The organism is Methyloprofundus sp. (genome assembly GCF_965251085.1).
Lineage (GTDB): Bacteria > Pseudomonadota > Gammaproteobacteria > Methylococcales > Methylomonadaceae > Methyloprofundus.
Map to the genome: position 1 here is coordinate 3,064,140 of NZ_OZ252594.1, position 17,457 is coordinate 3,081,596.

Genomic DNA, 17,457 nt, shown 5'->3' on the forward strand with positions numbered 1-17,457 from the left:
GCTTTGCAGCTTTTGTGTGCCGGGTTCTTGCTACTGGAAGGCGGGTGATATTGTGTGTCATGATTTATGGGTAATAGGCAGGCCTAGGCAGCTAAATGATATAAGCTATCCTGATTATTTCTAGCCAGATTCTGGTTATAGTATGGATCACCCTTTTTTAGCCAGGCTTGCCATTGTTGATAAAACAACTTTTTATCCTGCTCTGGGAATTGCATTAATAAACTCTGCCGGCTGGATATATATTGCGCTTGCGGTACACTGACACAACGCCAATCAGCCGCCAAGGCTCTTAAACTAAAATCCAGTAAACTATAAAAACCTTGATAATCTGCATTTAATCCATTCAATTGTTGCCAAAGTTCACGACGAATAAGCACACAATACGGGTGTGGGGCACTGATATTTCGAGTCAAATGAGTAACCGCCATATAGCCTGCCTCGCTAACGGGAGCACCTTGGTAAGGAATAAGTAAGCTGCCATCTTGCTGATACGTAGCACCTGCATAGTGTATTTGCTGATTATCAGTGATAATACTACCACTGGCCAAACCGACACCCTCTAGCTGTAACCATGCGGCTAACTGACCTAAAGCATTTTCATCAGATGGCACCAGCACCTCACTAATAATTGCAATATAAGCTTGTTCAGTCTCTTGAACAGCCTGATTAACAAACTGCGTATAAGCATTATTTTCTAATTCTGTATCTAGCCTGATAACAGCAATGTCACTTATATCAACGCAAACTAAATCTAATTGATAATTACCGCGCCATAGTGATTTTATTTCTGTTGCAGTTCCCGCGATTTCACGCCGTTGCATGGCCTGGTTTAATGCCTTAATTCCAGCTGCAAACGCATAGTTTTTAGCGCCACTATCCAGCGATACTGAACCTTCATATTGCCGCCAGTGATAAAGCACTTTCGGTATATGCCTTACTTGTGGATCAGTTTCTGCAGCACGCAGGATTAAATCATAATCCTGTGAACCATCTAACTCTGTGCGCAAACCACCTAGTTTATTTATAAGACTACGCTGGTAACACATTAAATGAAAAATATAATTTCCAGACAACAGCGTTTCAGGCGACCAATCGGGCTTAAATAAGTGCATATAGCGTTTATTCAACGGTGAGATCATATCCCGATCGCTATAAATAATATCAACTTCAGGGTACTTTTGAATTTGCTCTGCTATCAGGTATAAGGCATCCAGTGCCAGGCGGTCATCATGGTCTAAAAAAACCACGTAATCTCCCTGAGAATTTGCAATAGCTTTATTAGTTGCTTTTGAAATTCCCTGCGACTGCTGATTAAAATAAACCTGAATTCTCGGATCTTTACAAACTCCCGACTTTAGCATATTGAGAGTTTCAACCTGCGCAGACCCATCATCGACTAACACTAATTGCCAATAAGGATAGGCTTGAGCGCGTAGTGAAATAATACACTCATAAAGCACATTCGCATCGGCATTATAAACAGGCGTGACGATGCTAATTTTAGGAGGTGCCTGCCAATCATAAGCCTGTTGTCTTAATGCCTGCCAATCTTCCAGCGATGTCAGACTGTGCTTATCTATCCATGCCTGGTAACCTGGACATAATTTTTCATTGGCAATATTCCATTGTTTGAAACATTGTGGGGCTGGAATAATTGCGGGGTAAAATCGTAGCCATTGCCATGACGAATTAGCGTTTAAAAATTGGGTAGGAATACATTTAAAAAACTTACGCAAACCACGGCGCATCCAATGTGTTTTTTCCATAATGCAAGTGCTTGTTCAACTGAGTTAGCTAAAATAATATATCCCTACCTCTTATAAATGCTTCCCTACCTTTCGTTTGTTACATTTCTGTCCAATAATCCTAGAAAAATTCTAATTGGCCAGATAAATTTTATAATTTGGCTGCTGTTCAACCAGATGATAAACACCCGAAGTTTCCAAAGCCTGAGTTGCCCAAACCGGATCTTGAGGATCTACTAACAGAGCCTTAATTTTTAGTTTATCTCGGGCATAGCGTAAAGTTTCTGCAGTCGGGTTTGCTAAAAAAATAGCCTGTGTCGCCTGATATTGTCTATGTTTTTGCTGCTTATCATAGGAATGAGCAAAAACATTGACACTTTCGGGTTCTGCAAAAGCGCTAGCCCGATTACTAAATAAGACCCAAGGTGCAGGTGCTGACCATAGAGTCACGACTTTAGTATAACTATCGGGATTGCTTTGCACAACGTCATCATCCGCAGTATATTGTTGCACCGCTTGCCAAGCTTTATCCAGTCGATAAAAATCTTGATGCGCGGCTAGAGCTTCAGCGGATGGCGCATTACCTAGCGGATAAGGCTTACTAACCCAATATAGCGCAGAAAATGTAACAACCAGGCCTAAACAAACACCTGTCACGATCAAAGGGATAAAGTAATATTTTTGACTAAACCTTGCTGCGAAAGGTGTCCAGTTAGCCACATTCAAAGGCAATTCTGTTAATAAAACTGCCGCCCAAATCGATAGTAGCATAATAGGAATCATAACAGATCGCCAGCCGAAATCATTATTTACAATATCACTCTGCACAAACTGAACCAGAAGTAGATACGCAAAAATAGTAACGTAGCTCAAGTAATAAAATATTCTATTTTCCGCCTGCTTAGGCCAATAAGTAATTATTGCCAGAACTCCTAAAATATAAAGAATTCCTAAACTCAAAGGTAAAAACTGTATCCAGTATAAAATAATATGCACTATTTTTTCTAATACCGAGTCAGCATCAATCAACCGAGTAGATAAGTAGGGCTTAATTGTTAGTGGTATTTCTCCTGTACCTGAAGGACCCGAAGTAATTGATGTAAGCACAGGTATTGCAAAGCAAATACATACCAGCACAGCAAGCAATAAAGGCCAGACCATTTTCGAGTAGTCTACAGCAAACAAGCGCAGTGCCAGCAATATCAAAGGGGCACTACACGCTAACGCAATACCCCCCACCCACGCTGAGGCTCCAAACCCGGCAGCTGCTGTCAACCCCGTTAGAACCGCGTGTTGCCAACGCAAATGCTTGTTGACCAACGCATGACTTAGCAGAAATAGCAGCACTATTGTGCTTAGTGCAGAGAATACATGTTGTGGAGCCCAGCTTAGTTGTACCCAAAGCACCTCTAATGGATGTATATCTGGTAACCCAAACCATTGTACCCAATCATGAGCAATTATTTTCGGCAGGATTTCAGCGGGTGGCCCGGTAAACGCCAGTAGCAAGACAAAAAAACCTGCAAGCTGTTTGCCAGTTATCCGAATTGCTATTGCAGCAAGAAACCCGAGTGTCGTAAAACTTGTAAACCAGGTAAACGCAACTTCTGCTTGCCAACTGGAAACACCGGTTACCAGCTTAATCATAGAGACATCAAAATGCCAGGCGTAATAGTAGACTAGGGGAATACGCTCACCTTCAGGCGCATAATAGGGGTTTAGAGGAGGCAAGCCTTCACGTACGATGCTATCAATAATAGAAATTTTCATATGATCGAAAATTTGTATATTAACGAATAATCCACTTTCGTATAGAAAGGGGAATATATTAACTGTTGGTATCGTTGCCCATAGCATTATTGCCGCAATAAGCCATGCACTATTAACTGATACGAATTGTTTATACCACTGCTGTTGCTGCCTGAATAAAATCAGCAGTGCGCCAAACTGAAAAATTAACCAGGCGCTTAATACGCTCAACAGCGAATAACCCAGTGACCAGGTGAAAAATAAGGCAAAAGGCCCAAATGTACACAGCCCAAGTGCAGGTGCAAGCAATAGCACGGAAGAATTACGCTTGGTGATACCTAACAACGCTATAGATAGCACACCAGGCAAACCAAAGAACAGCATGCTAAAGCAAGCGGCCCAAATACTTGCCAGTAAAAAACCTGCTGAGTAATCCATAAGTTAACTGCCTCTTATTGCTAATGGTCAGTGAAAACCTGATGCATGGTAAACATGATGAGACTTTATAAAAGCAGAAACGCACAGTAGCCCGACAATTCAGCTCAAAACACACTGAAAGTCAGTTAAAAAAACAGACATAGGATGTGCTGAGGAACGAAGCGCATCACACGCTAAAGATGCGTCTATAACTCTCAGTTTAAATTAAATCCTCGCTTGTGTGTATTAATTTTACCGGGGAGCAGGCTTTAGCCTACACAGGTAAGCAATCATGTAGGCTAAAGCCTACTCCCCTGCATGAATTTCTGCTAACAGCGCAGGAATGTTTGTGGGCTCAAATAAACGTTATGCCCGATCATAATCAGAAATTAATATTCTTCTTCATTTACCAATGACTCTTCTCTCTGTTCTTCGGTCTGTATTTCCAGGCCATCATAGTCTCTTAAGGCTTGATCAGAGCCTGGTGTCCATATATCTTCATCATAATAGATACCGGTCAGCTTGCGCTTAAATTCATCTGTAACTTTACGCGCATCAAACTTATTTGCTACGATAGTAGGCGTTATAACAACAATCAACTCATCTTTTATTACATTTTTACCTACCGTACCAAATAACCAGCCCACATAGGGAATATCTTTTAAATAAGGTATACCGTTATTTGTATAGGTATGTGTTTCATTAATCAATCCACCCAATACAACACTTTCACCATCGACGACCGTAACTGTAGTTTGAATCTGTCGCTTTAATATAGTGGGTGAGTCAATATTAGAACCTCCATTAGTCGCTGTTGTTTGTGAAGCAGTATCAACGCTCTGGTCTATCTCTAACACCACCTGTCCACTAGCATTTACTCTGGGTTTTACTATTAAAATCACCCCAGTATCCAGCATTTCAATATTACTGGTCTGAATTGGGTTAATTGATGCATTCGTATTGGTTGACTCAGAAGTTCTAATAGGAACCGAGTTACCTACTTTAATCGTCGCTTCCTGATTATTTAACACCATTAATGAAGGTGCTGAAAGCACGTTAATTTTTTTATCTTTTGCTAGTGCACTAAATATTAGACGAACATCACTCTGGTTACGTAGAAGACCATAGGTAAACCCTTCAGATGCGGCTCCCCCAACTAAACCTGCTAGTCCTCCTCCTAACGTCCCACCACCCTGTAAACCATCAGGCCCACTATTTTTAAACAACCACTGCACACCGTATGACAGATCATCAGTTAAATTAACAGCAACAATAGTCGCATCAAGCAATACTTGCAAAGGCATCACATCCAGGTGCTTGATAATTTTACTCAGAGTTCTATATTGCTGTGGTTCAGCCATAATAATTAAGGCATTATTAGGCTCATCGGCAATAATATTCACTCCTTCTAAAGACGCATTTCCCTGCGCACGACTAGTCGTTACTTTTGCTGTTTTTGCAGGCTTATTAACTCGATTATCAATTCTCGCTAAACTTTGCCCAGGCGCAACCGAAACAGATTTACTTTTAGTGGGCGCAATACCACTAATGACTGAAGTTAATGTCGCAGCCAACTCAGTCGCATCAACATGCTGTACTTTATAAACAATCACACCGCCTTCGCCAATCACACCATTTTGTTGGTCCAGCCTCTCTATCCATTTCTTTGCTTCTTTTAAATATTCTCTTTGCTGGGTCACCACTAAAATAGCATTGAGATGCTTGATACTGATAAACCGCAGCATCCCTGATAGTGGATTTTGCACTCCTTTATTAAATATATTTTCTATATCTGCAACAGTACTACCGACTTCGGTATTTTCTAAAGGGTATAACCCAAACGACATACCAGCTATATAATTAACATCAAAAACATTAACCAGGTTTATTATTTTCTCTAATTCTGCCTTGCTTCCTGCTACAAATAAAAGGTTACGTGACAAATCCATTCTAAGAATAGCATTAGCCGGTACGACTGGCTTTAAGACTTCAGCCATATCAATTGCACCCACATATTGCAAAGGAATGACTTTTACCTGATAGCCAGCGCCCAGTTGTTCGTTAACTAATATAGAAGCATCTGCAGTATGCGCGCCCTTGGCATCCGGCTCTATTCTATATACTCCAGCACGCTTTATTAATACTGCACCATTTGCGCGTAATAACATTTCCAGGGTGGGTAGCAAATCATCCTTGTGCAGTGGCTTTGTTGTTTGCAAGGTAATACTGCCCTTAACGGCCGGACTCAGAATATAATTTTCCCCCAGCATATCGCTAAGTATAATTTTACTGACTTCACCTAGATCTGCAGCATCAAAGTTGATAGAGTATTTCCCATCGACACTAGATTGAGTAACTCCCAATTTTTTCTGTTTAGCCATAAACTCACCAGAACCGATATACTCTTCATTCCGCATAGCCGGTATTTCGGTTTTGATATTTTCATCATTATCTAATTGTGTAAATACCACATTATCGCTGGGCTCTGCTTGCCTGGAAGTACTTTCACCTTCTCCTTGCTGAATTGGGTCTTTACTGGTATCTTCCAGCTCCATTCCCTCCTCTTGAATCGGTATTTTAATACCTAATTTAGGACCTAAATGAAATTTGCTAAGCGATTCACAGCCCGTTAGGGTAAGGCTACTTATCACTAACAGACTGAAAAAGCTGATACGTTTACTATAAGAATTCATTCTTATTTCTTAATTTTTTGTTTAAAAGGATTTGTTGAACGTTTTCTTCCGCGCTTAGCTTTAATTTGCTTGCGCGGCTTTGCCAACAATATTTCATCTGAATTGTTATCTGCAATGATAACCACACGGTCATGTTTTATTTCTTTAACCGTCCAGCCATTAATGTCTTCACCTTGCTTCAAGCGTTTAAATTTTGGCTCATCAGGTTTGGCCTTTGGGTTATGAAATAAAGCATAGGCACCAACAGGCGTATTAAGAATACCTATTAAAGCCATACTTATTTCTTCAGCTGGCATAACTTCGACGGCTGCAGTTTCCGGGTTTTCAGGATCTTCCACCTCGATCGGTTTGCGCTCTGAAAAAAACAAAGGCCTTTCCAGCATTTCGTTATAATCCGCCACTGGATCCGCTTTAAAGTCATCTACCGGCACTTCTTGCAAAGTAAACCCCGAGCTTTTTACATTGTCTATTTCTCGCAAAACTTCTGCTCGCTGGCTTTTACTATAACTGCCCTGTAAAACGATCAGAATAAGTATTAAAAGACTACAGCCAGCAAATAATAGAGTAAGCGTGTATTCCCATTTAAGTTGCTTCATTACATTTGTTTCCTCATGTAACTAGATACTTCCAGAGTAACCACTACATTTCCTGTTTGTTCGGTTTTACGCGTTTTTCTATTGCGTTTTTTTGGTGCAGGAAGCACGGTAATATTTTCAATAATCATTAATGGCTTGGCAATTTCTATCTCATATAAAAGACTTCTTAGCATCTCCATGCTACCGGTCAGTTTGACTTTAACTGCAATACGCAACAAACCATCCAGATCTTTATTCGGTAACACCTGAGAACTACTTAGTTCGCCACCCGAATCAACAGCCAACGCCTTGATTGTATTTTGTAATTCAGCTGTAGCCAGTGAAGAAGATTTCTGGCTATTAAAATAGCCCAGAGCCGTTATATCTTTACGCCCTTGCTCAACATCTTTCAGTACTTCATCACGACTTGCGATAACTCGCTGATAGCGCTTAATCCTAAACACCTGTTCATCAATATCGTCATTAATTTCTCCCAAGGCACCCAGCCACGGCATAATAATAAGCATCGCGATACTAATAATAATGGCGAATAATAAGCCCAGCGCTAGCCATCGTTGTTGTAAGTTATTCAGCGTCTGCATTATGTTCTATTATTACTTCAGTGGATATTTTAAATCGCTCCAGACCCGACCGGCGGTCTTTGGTTACCGGGGAGATAAATTTGGTATTTCTAAATAACTTTGTTTTTTCCAGCGACGCTATTAAATTGGAGGCACTGCCCGATTGCCCGGTTAACTGTAGCGTGTTCTTAAAATAACGCCAATTCGAGATCCAGGTATCATCCCCAAAAACTTCTGTCACTGTATTCATCAGATCAACCATGGACGGATTGGCCTGTTTTTTATCAATTAGCGTCTGAGTTGCCTGAAATAAATAGTCGATACTTTTTTTAGAGTCTTCTATTTTAAGCGCTATTTTTTCGACTTTTCGTGCCCGTTGTTTTAATTCTTCTAACTGATCAGTCGCACTGTTAATCGGTAAAACCATTAAGGTAACTAACAAGATTAATACTAGCACTATTGAACCTAGCATAATAAACAGCGGCTTTTTATTTGCTTTCTGACATTGCTCTTTAGGTAATAAATTGTACTTGCTATCAGCTTGATCAGGGTTGACTATTTGCGCAGCAGAATCTGCATAAGAAGGCTGCAAACCTAAACTCTGACAATGCTTATACATGCTTTCCAGGCTTTCCTTTTGTACCAGCACTAATAGCAAACGAATCAAGGCTTTATTATTTGCCGGACCTATTTTAATCACATCAAAGTACACCTGTTCTTCACGAAAAGGAGTATATCGATCTAATTCATAGGTCATCACCTGGCGCAGATCCCCCTCCGCCGCTGCAGGTAAGAAAACATCCTGAGTAACAGACAACTGCGCAGGAACACGTAAGACAATTTTGGCTTCACTGTATTGCTTGTTGCTGGCAATCAGGTTTTGTAACTCCTCTTTTGCCAGTTCATTAAACTCAAACTCGCCCAGGAAAGTTTCCTGTTGTTGGCTGACGAAATTAACGCTTGCAGTCGCCTTGTTAATTTCGACGACTAAAAGGCTTTTTTCTCTCGCCAAAGCATCAAGAAATTTTTGCGGCACCAGAAAATTTAACTGCTGCCACCACCATTTAAAAAAAAGTGAAACATCAATTTCACTGTCCAGATTCATCATATTAGTTGATAACCCACTGATCATTGGTAGGCGAAAATAAAGAAGGCATAGGGTAATTCTCAGACCATTTTAGTAGTTTGTAAGGTGCTCCATCTTGTGCCTGGCCTTGCTTCATCACGGCCATAATCTTTTCGCTAACATTTTCTGCAATCAATGCCTCTGCAACAATCATATACACTTTGCTACTACTGCTATTTCCACTAAACCAGTCTGGCTTGGGAGCATCCTCGCCATTGCGTTCTGCTTCTACACGCAGCAGTAAATATTCATCAACCAGACTTTCATTAGCATCTGGCAAAGTTAACAAAACCTCGCGTGTCGCAGTTGCAGGGTTAATATTTTTGCTTTGTGTATAAACACTTATTTTCCCTTCTATCTGACTATAAATTTCTGCTGTCATTCCCATTACCATCTGTACTTCCTCGACACTTTTAAATAAGCCATCTCGGGGTGAATATTTTAAGTCGGCATCTTCATAATCTTGCTTTTCAGCACCATTAAGTCGCTGTAAATCATTTTTATCACGCCAATCCAGAATGGCATCGCTTAAATTATCTGCCAACTCATCTTCCACCGCCAAAGAGTCAAATAATTGTTTTAACTGTTCTTTGCTAGCCTTATTCATACTTACTTTGCCAGACTCATCAGCAATCAAAATACGGATTCTTTTACCTGAAAATTCAATTTCATACAGGCTGCTATTTGCCTTCCAGCGTTGCTCGGCATCATTATTTAACAACATTAGAATGGCAAAATTAATGCCTGCCTCAGCTAATGCAGCGGCTTGTGCTTTTTCCTTTAAGCCTCCGGTAATTGTTGCTTCTCGCTGTATCGTCAGAGCAAAACTACTGGCCATAATGGTTAATAAAGTAACCACCCATAATACAACTATCAGCGCAAAACCTTTAGTCGCCATCATTTACACCGACAAATTTTCCATTGACTATGCCAAAATCCGAATTAGGGAGATGGAAAGAAATAATCATCCAGAACAACCAGGAGAAATGGTCAAAAACCATTTCTCCAACGATGGCATTCGGTCAACAAACTGATAATACGTCTTCATTGCTTTTTTACCTACCTTTACTCCTGTTTCATATATTTTTTCTGTTAATTTAACAATAGGTGCTTTGCCATTGTAGGTCATACTTTTGGCAAATTTTAAAGTTGTTTCAACTGTATCCATTATGTCGCCACTAATATGATTTTCATAGGCTCCCCATACTCGTTCAATTGGGTTATATTTACTATGATAAGGAGGGTAGTAGGCCAGTTTTATCTTTATGTTGCTTTTTTCAGCAAACTCCACAAGCCTTTTTATAAACTGAGTTCTGGAGCTACTGTTCTCCATACCATTGTCAGCGTTAATTGTCAGAATATCTACTCCATATTTTTCTTGAATTTCTGGCCAAATTTCTTCCAATCGGTCAACGATGAAATCACTGCTGGCATAGCCTGCTGTAAAGAAAAGGAAAAAATCATCATGTTCAGGCAGATAAAAACCAAAAGGAGTTAACTTTTCCTTAACATCTAAATCATGATCCTCTGCTTTTGTTAAAACCCGATTTCGTCCTCCCCGTGAAAAATTTCCTATATTCATTCTTGCTTTGGCATCAATTGATATACGAATCTCTTTTGGGTTGATATCTGCCATTCCATTGACTGAATGAACTTGTTCAAAAATTGCATCCGTTTCCTTGATTTTCTTATGAGGCTTTGTTTTTTGTACCTTTTTTGGATGGTAACTCAGGTCATTTAATTTTGTATTGATAGTTTTTGAGCAAGGTAATGTTTTTTCATCGTAATAATCAATCTCCAGTAAACGTTTTCTAACTTCTTTAGCCGTTAGCCGGGTATATAATCGACAGGAATTAAAAGAGGGATCCGTTTGACACTCCGGTTCAGCAATTTTTTTTATGTCATCAAGTAGATGAGGAAAATGCTCTTCACTTTTATTACGCCCTCTCGCTGAAAAATTATCTTCTATGGGCTGAGTTTCAAGTTCATATTGTCCTTTTCGGATAGTGCCTCTATTCCATCCTAGTTTTTCTTCAGCAATACTTGCACCACCTGAGCCTAGTAGCTCCACCGTTTCAGCCATGAATATACGACGTACCGAGCCTTTTAAACGATGGGCTGTATTTATAATCCAACCTATAATGCTATCTGTTAATATCAACAAGCTTATCTGCCTAGTGTGAGAATAAATTCAGAATTCATTATTATAAATTATTGAGACACAAGCTTACTTCGTTTGGATGATTATTTCTTTCCATCTCCCTTAGATGAAGTACCGCCCGATTCAAATGTACTATTAACTTTTAGTGCAACAATCAGTTGCGGCCAGATTTCACCATTATTCAACTCAATTTCAATGCTTACAAGCCGGGGTAAATTATGCCTTCTTACCCAATCACCCTGCCAGGCTGGATCGCTATTTACATCAACAACATCCCTGCCAAAATAGGCAAATTTCAGGCTTTTTATTTTTGTTAAAATAACGACCGGCTTTTCATCCCATAGCTCATCATTTTCTCCTTGAGGAAAAAAGGGCTGTATTTCTACCTGTAAATCACTGCCTTGCTCCCAGCTTTTGGCTGCCTTCAAACTCATTTTAAACAGCTGCAAACCCAATCGCCCTGCACTGGCCGGCATACCCGCAACAAATTGTATAGAATCTTCTTCTCCTTGAAATGAGAATTGCGGCTCTTCTAAAAAACTACCATCCAAAGGCACAGCAGAATGCAATTTACTTTGTAAAAAATTCTGAATAATCGCCGCCTGACTTATCTGAGCAATTTTCTTCTCTCCCGCATTCCAATTTTGTACACACAATCTCAAACTGGCAAATAACAGCAACATCATAATACTCATGAGGCTCATACCAATCAAGACTTCTAATAAAGTAAAGCCCTTCTGTCTTGCTCTTTGCCCTATTTTCATTCAGCTTTAGCCAGCTTAATGGTACTCAATTCAAGCTGACGGTTATTCTTGCCCGCCAACCACTCCACAGTCACTGTCACCTGATAAGCCAATACGCTAACTTGTTCAGCATCGACACCCAGCTTATCCAGATCAAGGGCTTCCGTATACACAGACCAAACATACTTTTCCAGTTCCTCACCTTGCTGACTAGCATCCTCCAGAGACTCTTCTACACCTGCAGCAGCCAGTCTGGACTGTGCGATAATTACCGCTTGCTGATATTCTTCAGAAACAATCGTACGCCTTAACCCACTGGAAAATATATTTAATAAAATCGTCAAGGAGAAAGCCAGAATTGAAAATGCTATTAATATTTCCAGCAAAGAAAATCCTTGCTGTAAATTCTGTTTACCAATCATCAATTTCAACCTGTCCAGTTAACCAGTTTACATCTAGCTGACGCTTGTTTTCCCCTATCTCCAAAGTTATTCGCCCGCCCGAAGAGGACCCATCAGGGAAAAACCGTATTCCCCCCTCATTTTCATCAATAATCTGCGATTGAGCGATATCGAGTATCACGGTAATATCTTTAGATATATTAAAGACTTTTTTTCTATCGGTAATTCGATAGCTGTTGTCTGCTAAATTAACTAACAATACACTTTCTTTACGATGGGTCAGCGCATGTCCTCGCGCAAAACGTAATCCCGATGAAATTTCTCTTGCGGCGGCATTCAAACTGGCAGTCTGGTTTCCTGATCCAATATTTGGCGCAGCAATAGCGGCTCCAATAGCTATTATCACAATCACTAATAGTAACTCTATTAGCGTAAACCCTTGCCTAGGTAGGGCGGACTTCAGTCCGCCACTGCGTAATCCAAGTAACCGCAGTTTAAAGTCTGCTCTACGCGGATAAGTTTTGTTGATTATTCCCAACTATTAATATCCTGATCTTCACCCTCACCACCTGCCGCATTATCTGAACCAAATGAATACACGTCGAAACGGCCATGTTCGCCAGGTGAAACATAGTGATAATCGTAAATCCACGGATCCTGCGGAACTTTGTTTTTACGTAGATATGGTCCGTTCCATGAACGCGCACTTGAAGGTTTTTCAACAAGGGCTTGCAAACCTTCACTAGTCGTTGGGTAGCGACCTACATCCATCTTGTACATGTCCAGCGCACCTGCCAGGTCTTCTATTTGCACCCGCGCTGTTTTGGTTTTAGCACCCCCTAAATGCTTCATCACCTGGGGTCCAACCAAACCGGCTAATAAGCCGATAATGGCTAAAACCACCAATAATTCTATTAAGGTAAATCCGCGTATCGCTGTCTTTGTTTTTTTCATGCTTGCTCTCATCTGTATTGTTTATTTCTGTCCTAAAACGCCAAATCGTTAACACTTAAAATGGCTGACAATATGGAAATAATAATCCCGGCAATTAACAAACCTAAGGTTACAATTAAAATAGGTTCCATCATTGCCAACATGCGCTCTATCGTTGTTTTAAGCTGCTTATCGTAAGTGTTAGCTGTTCGCTCTAACATTTCCTCCATTTTACCTGTTTCTTCACCCATTTTGATCATCTGGGTTGCCATTTTAGGAAATTGTCCTGACTCAATTAAGGCGCTGGACATGTCTTTTCCTTGCTTCAAATTCTCTTCCGCTTCAGATAAAGCCTGCACTAAAACCAGGTTACTTATAGTTCCTTTAACAATTCCGAGTGCGGTTAAAATAGGCACGCCGTTGGTTAAAAGCGTCCCTAAAGTGCGCGTAAAATTAGTGGTACTCATATTGCGAATAATTTCACCTAGCAAGGGAATTTTTAAAACAACCCCGTCCCAACGCATTTTTCTCGGCCCGATAGTCATTTCATAACGCAGGGTAAAGTAAGTCCCCGTACCAACGATTAATAAAAACCACCAGTAACTCTGTAGCCATTCTGCAGTACCCACTACGATCTGCGTCGATATGGGCAGCTCTTTACCCGCGCTTTCAAACATTTCGGTAAATTGAGGTACTACAAAAGTCAGTAATAAAAATACAGAACCTACCGCCATCACGACTAGAATAATCGGATAGATCATAGCGGTACTTACCGTATCCTTTAATTCTTTGGATTTTTCTATATATTCAGATAGTTGCCCCAGGACTATATCGACACTACCGCCAGCCTCACCTGCGCGTAACATATTAATATAAAACCTTGAAAATGCACTGGATTCGGCTTCCAGCGCATCAGCTAGATTGGCTCCACCTTTTACCTGATGCAGTACATTTTTAATTAACTCATGGATTTTTGAATCTTCTTCTATCAGATCCATTAACACCACTAATGAGCGATCTATCGGCAAACCAGCCTCTAGCAAAGTAGCGAGTTCTTTAGTAAACAGGGCGATATCTTTTTGCGTCAGGCCTTTTTTATCTTGCTTAAAAGACAGCTGATAAGCAGACTTCAGACCTGACTGAGATACCTTAACCGGGATTAAACCTTCAGCTTGCAGTAATCCTACGACAGCAGCCTCATCCTTTGCTTCTTTGGTGCCTTCCTGTATAGCACCTTCATGATTTACGGCTTTATAAGCAAATATAGTCACGTTAAACTTCCGTCGCTACACGTAACACTTCATCTAAAGTAGTTAAGCCTCTTACCGCTTTCGCCAGACCATCCTGATAAATAGACAGCATGCCGCCACGCACGGCTTCCTCCTGAATTAATCCAGATTCTTTATGCTCCATAACCATTTTTCTTATGCTATCATTCATCACTAAAAACTCAATAATGGCCAAACGGCCACTGTAACCAATACCACCACATTCTTTACATCCAGTAGCTTGATATAGTGTTAATTCACCATTTTTCAAGAAGCGGCTCAGGCCTTTTTCCTTTATTACTTCGGCTGGAGGCTGATACGATTCACGGCAATGCATACACAATTTTCTCACCAGACGCTGCGCTAGAATCCCATTCACTGTAGAGGTCAATAGGTAATCGTCCAGCCCCATATCAAGCAACCTCGCTAGCGCGCCCGCAGCATCATTAGTATGCAGAGTGGACAATACCAAATGTCCGGTTAATGCAGACTGGACGGCAATTTGAGCTGTCTCTATATCACGCATTTCCCCGATCATGATCACGTCAGGATCCTGCCGCACAATAGAGCGCAGTGCACTACTAAAGGTTAAGCCAATTTTCGGTTTGGCTTGTATCTGATTCACCCCGTTTAATTGATACTCAACCGGATCTTCGACGGTAATAATCTTTCTTTCCGGAGTATTCAACTGGCTTAAAGCAGTATATAAGGTTGTCGATTTACCACTTCCGGTTGGCCCTGTAATCAAGATAATGCCATGCGGCCTATTCAGTACTTCGATAAATTGTTGCTGATTTGACTCTTCAAAACCAAGTGAAGCAAAATCAAAGACCACGTTTTCCTTATCTAATAGCCGTATCACTACGCTTTCTCCGTACATAGTCGGAGTCGTCGATACCCGCAGGTCAATTTCCTTTCCTTGCATCTGGATTTTAATACGTCCATCCTGAGGCAAGCGGCGCTCTGCGATATTCAATTTGGCCATCAGCTTTATCCTAGAAATAACCGCCGCAGTCGCGTTTGACGGTGGTCCTTCTATTTTTTGCAATACACCATCAATACGTAAGCGGATAACTAAAACATCTTCAAACGGCTCAAAATGTATATCCGATGCCTTACTTTCCATAGCGCGCTGAAATATCAGGTTTACCATACGAATAACCGGAGCTTCACTGGCCAGATCTTTTAAATGCTCAATATCATCTAGATCCTCATTAGCATCCAGATTATCTGTAATTTGTCCCATTTGGGACTTACCTTCATCATATTGAGACTCTATCGCCTTATCGATATCAGATAAAACGCCAACCCTTGGCTCAATCTCAAGCTGACATACCAAGCGTAAGGATTGCAGTACAAAGCTGTTTTCAGGATCCATGAGCGCTATAACAACCTTATCTTTATCCTCTGCTATACCTACTAAATGAAACTCTTTTAAAAATCGCAATGGAATTTGCTCGGGCAACATCGGGGTATCTGGGTACTCTTCTGGTGCCACTACGGGTAAATCAGCCACTTTTGCCAGAGCATTCGCCACGTCTTTCTCAGAACACAAGCCCAACTTAACCAATAATAAAGGCAGTCCTGTTTCCTGCATTTGTTCTTTGATTTTTGTGACTTTATTCAAATCACTTTCACGCAGTGATTGCTGAGCAATTAGCGTATCTATAAATTTCTGATGACTCATACAGGATTTTTTAGCATTGCAAATACAATAACTTGCGTAGTTGACATTGAGACTTCTTTAACTTTATTTGTATCGCGGACAAGTATAACAAAAAAAAGCTCTTATACCGGGAATTAGCAACATAAAGGAATTAATCCCAAGCTATACTTCGCGCGATCACGGATGCGATTTTATAGCGAGTTGATTTTAGTCGAGAGCAAAGCCTGCCCCGTACTTGATACGGGGGCGCTGAAACAGACGCATAGCAAGCTACAAAACGATTTTAGCATCGCGGTTATTGGTTAAAATCGGCCGCTAGAAAACCGCATATGGGCCGAGCGAAGTAACCATTAAAAACGCATTGGCACAGGCTGGTAGGCATATAGCGCACTCAAATGATGAATTAAGGCATGCTGGCCTTGCTCCTGCCACTGTTCGGTCAATTTATTTTGTATTGTTTGATAACGCTGCTCAACAGCATCAATCTCAGTCGTTTCATCCTTAATATTTTGCAGCTGAACCATCCACATCTGGCTTGCGCCCATCATAAAATAAGGCCAGCTTGCGCGCATAGTTGCTGGCCAGACCGGGTCGCTCGTATCAGCCAGTAATGATGGTGCACCCACCGCAGGAAGGTCATAACTGATTTTAATTATTCGCTGCCTAGCTTGTAATTCAGCTAATACTTTATTTTCTTTTAATTGCTGGTAAATCAGTGCGGCACTCGCTTTCGAGCTATAAAAAATAAAGCTGAATACATGGCCTGTTTGATCACGAACCGCACGACGATGCACGCGCCAGCAAGTAATCTGCTGAACATACTGTGGTAACAAAGGAGCGATCACTTCACCAGCAATAAGAGTACCGAGATACCAATCCGGCACCTGCCCTTGCTCCCAGTTGAAACTTAACCGGGCTGCATACCAGGCTTTATCGGGATCATTACGTATTAATTCAGCAGACTGAGGACTTTTCCTTACTGGCATTACCGTGTGCGTACAAGCATTGAGTAGCGGCAGAAAAAACAGCATAAGGATTTTAAAACTGCCTAGTGATAATATTTTATGAAGTGTCATGCTACCTTGTGTTTTCTGTTGAAAAGATTTGTGGGCTTGGTGGCAGTCATCCTAAAGTAATAATTACCTAGCGTAAATGTATTGACTCATAGTGACCGGACATATTCATATATAGAATTTCCTGATTACCCATAACTCTCAGCTATACTTCGTCATTCCTGCATGCTTCTAGCAGGAATCTACCTGGTTAAGCATAGATTCCCGATAAAAGACTTCGGGAATGACGAGGTTGTTAACATGCTAATTAGTGCCTGAACGAAAAGTCAGTTTTTTAAAAAAACATCACACCCAATCTACCATAATATTTTCCGATTTGGCTTAGT

The 17,457-nt window shown here is 40.8% G+C and carries 15 protein-coding genes; all 15 read right to left on the reverse strand.

The genetic code is table 11. From position 1 onward, the window contains the following. Positions 1 to 83: 83 nt before the first annotated feature. Positions 84 to 1,766, reverse strand: a complete 1,683-nt coding sequence (locus ACQY3F_RS14240) for a glycosyltransferase family 2 protein (RefSeq protein WP_428355564.1) — start codon at positions 1,764 to 1,766, stop codon at positions 84 to 86. Positions 1,767 to 1,877: 111 nt separating this feature from the next. After that, complete coding sequence (locus ACQY3F_RS14245) at positions 1,878 to 3,932, reverse strand: hypothetical protein (protein ID WP_428355565.1); 2,055 nt, start codon at positions 3,930 to 3,932, stop codon at positions 1,878 to 1,880. 368 nt (positions 3,933 to 4,300) lie between these two features. Next, positions 4,301 to 6,382: a type II secretion system secretin GspD gene (gene gspD, locus ACQY3F_RS14250; RefSeq protein ID WP_428355567.1), complete on the reverse strand. Its 2,082-nt coding sequence runs from the start codon at positions 6,380 to 6,382 to the stop codon at positions 4,301 to 4,303. 224 nt (positions 6,383 to 6,606) lie between these two features. Continuing rightward, positions 6,607 to 7,200 carry a hypothetical protein gene (locus tag ACQY3F_RS14255; RefSeq protein WP_428355568.1) on the reverse strand — a complete coding sequence of 198 codons (594 nt, stop codon included), beginning with the start codon at positions 7,198 to 7,200 and terminating at the stop codon, positions 6,607 to 6,609. Then, entirely contained in the window at positions 7,200 to 7,781 is a 582-nt protein-coding gene (gene gspM / locus ACQY3F_RS14260; protein ID WP_428355570.1) for a type II secretion system protein GspM, read from the reverse strand. Before gspM ends, ACQY3F_RS14255 begins: the two co-directional genes overlap by 1 nt. After that, positions 7,765 to 8,868 carry a PilN domain-containing protein gene (locus tag ACQY3F_RS14265; protein ID WP_428355571.1) on the reverse strand — a complete coding sequence of 368 codons (1,104 nt, stop codon included), beginning with the start codon at positions 8,866 to 8,868 and terminating at the stop codon, positions 7,765 to 7,767. The genes gspM and ACQY3F_RS14265 overlap by 17 nt, the downstream gene beginning before the upstream one ends. Position 8,869: 1 nt before the next feature. Continuing rightward, complete coding sequence (locus ACQY3F_RS14270; protein WP_428355572.1) at positions 8,870 to 9,787, reverse strand: general secretion pathway protein GspK; 918 nt, start codon at positions 9,785 to 9,787, stop codon at positions 8,870 to 8,872. A gap of 63 nt (positions 9,788 to 9,850) precedes the next feature. Further along, on the reverse strand, positions 9,851 to 11,047 hold the full coding sequence (locus tag ACQY3F_RS14275) for an ISAzo13 family transposase (protein WP_428352931.1): 1,197 nt from the start codon (positions 11,045 to 11,047) through the stop codon (positions 9,851 to 9,853). Positions 11,048 to 11,130: 83 nt separating this feature from the next. Further along, a complete protein-coding gene (locus ACQY3F_RS14280; RefSeq protein WP_428355574.1) occupies positions 11,131 to 11,811 on the reverse strand; it encodes a prepilin-type N-terminal cleavage/methylation domain-containing protein in 681 nt (226 codons plus the stop codon). Continuing rightward, positions 11,808 to 12,212, reverse strand: a complete 405-nt coding sequence (locus tag ACQY3F_RS14285) for a type IV pilus modification PilV family protein (protein ID WP_428355575.1) — start codon at positions 12,210 to 12,212, stop codon at positions 11,808 to 11,810. Before ACQY3F_RS14285 ends, ACQY3F_RS14280 begins: the two co-directional genes overlap by 4 nt. After that, a complete protein-coding gene (locus ACQY3F_RS14290) occupies positions 12,202 to 12,729 on the reverse strand; it encodes a GspH/FimT family pseudopilin (RefSeq protein ID WP_428355576.1) in 528 nt (175 codons plus the stop codon). The genes ACQY3F_RS14285 and ACQY3F_RS14290 overlap by 11 nt, the downstream gene beginning before the upstream one ends. Continuing rightward, the gene (gene gspG, locus ACQY3F_RS14295) at positions 12,720 to 13,145 is read right to left on the reverse strand and encodes a type II secretion system major pseudopilin GspG (protein ID WP_428355578.1); all 426 of its coding nucleotides are present in this window, start codon (positions 13,143 to 13,145) and stop codon (positions 12,720 to 12,722) included. The genes ACQY3F_RS14290 and gspG overlap by 10 nt, the downstream gene beginning before the upstream one ends. 32 nt (positions 13,146 to 13,177) lie before the next feature. Continuing rightward, positions 13,178 to 14,395 carry a type II secretion system F family protein gene (locus ACQY3F_RS14300; protein WP_428355580.1) on the reverse strand — a complete coding sequence of 406 codons (1,218 nt, stop codon included), beginning with the start codon at positions 14,393 to 14,395 and terminating at the stop codon, positions 13,178 to 13,180. A 1-nt stretch (position 14,396) separates the two neighbouring features. Next, positions 14,397 to 16,079 carry a type II secretion system ATPase GspE gene (gene gspE, locus ACQY3F_RS14305; RefSeq protein WP_428355582.1) on the reverse strand — a complete coding sequence of 561 codons (1,683 nt, stop codon included), beginning with the start codon at positions 16,077 to 16,079 and terminating at the stop codon, positions 14,397 to 14,399. A gap of 329 nt (positions 16,080 to 16,408) precedes the next feature. Next, positions 16,409 to 17,134 (reverse strand): hypothetical protein, encoded by a 726-nt coding sequence (locus ACQY3F_RS14310; RefSeq protein ID WP_428355583.1) that lies wholly within the window; start codon positions 17,132 to 17,134, stop codon positions 16,409 to 16,411. Between the last annotated feature and the right edge of the window lie 323 nt (positions 17,135 to 17,457).

Excerpts from the sequence above, each read along its gene's own strand:
- gspE (WP_428355582.1), bottom strand. The coding sequence starts at position 16,079 with ATGAGTCATCAGAAATTTATAGATACGCTAATTGCTCAGCAATCACTG.
- ACQY3F_RS14285 (WP_428355575.1), bottom strand. The coding sequence starts at position 12,212 with ATGATTGGTAAACAGAATTTACAGCAAGGATTTTCTTTGCTGGAAATA.
- gspG (WP_428355578.1), bottom strand. The coding sequence starts at position 13,145 with ATGAAAAAAACAAAGACAGCGATACGCGGATTTACCTTAATAGAATTA.
- ACQY3F_RS14240 (WP_428355564.1), bottom strand. The coding sequence starts at position 1,766 with ATGGAAAAAACACATTGGATGCGCCGTGGTTTGCGTAAGTTTTTTAAA.
- ACQY3F_RS14255 (WP_428355568.1), bottom strand. The coding sequence starts at position 7,200 with ATGAAGCAACTTAAATGGGAATACACGCTTACTCTATTATTTGCTGGC.
- ACQY3F_RS14265 (WP_428355571.1), bottom strand. The coding sequence starts at position 8,868 with ATGATGAATCTGGACAGTGAAATTGATGTTTCACTTTTTTTTAAATGG.
- ACQY3F_RS14245 (WP_428355565.1), bottom strand. The coding sequence starts at position 3,932 with ATGGATTACTCAGCAGGTTTTTTACTGGCAAGTATTTGGGCCGCTTGC.
- ACQY3F_RS14270 (WP_428355572.1), bottom strand. The coding sequence starts at position 9,787 with ATGATGGCGACTAAAGGTTTTGCGCTGATAGTTGTATTATGGGTGGTT.
- ACQY3F_RS14280 (WP_428355574.1), bottom strand. The coding sequence starts at position 11,811 with ATGAAAATAGGGCAAAGAGCAAGACAGAAGGGCTTTACTTTATTAGAA.
- ACQY3F_RS14310 (WP_428355583.1), bottom strand. The coding sequence starts at position 17,134 with ATGACACTTCATAAAATATTATCACTAGGCAGTTTTAAAATCCTTATG.
- gspM (WP_428355570.1), bottom strand. The coding sequence starts at position 7,781 with ATGCAGACGCTGAATAACTTACAACAACGATGGCTAGCGCTGGGCTTA.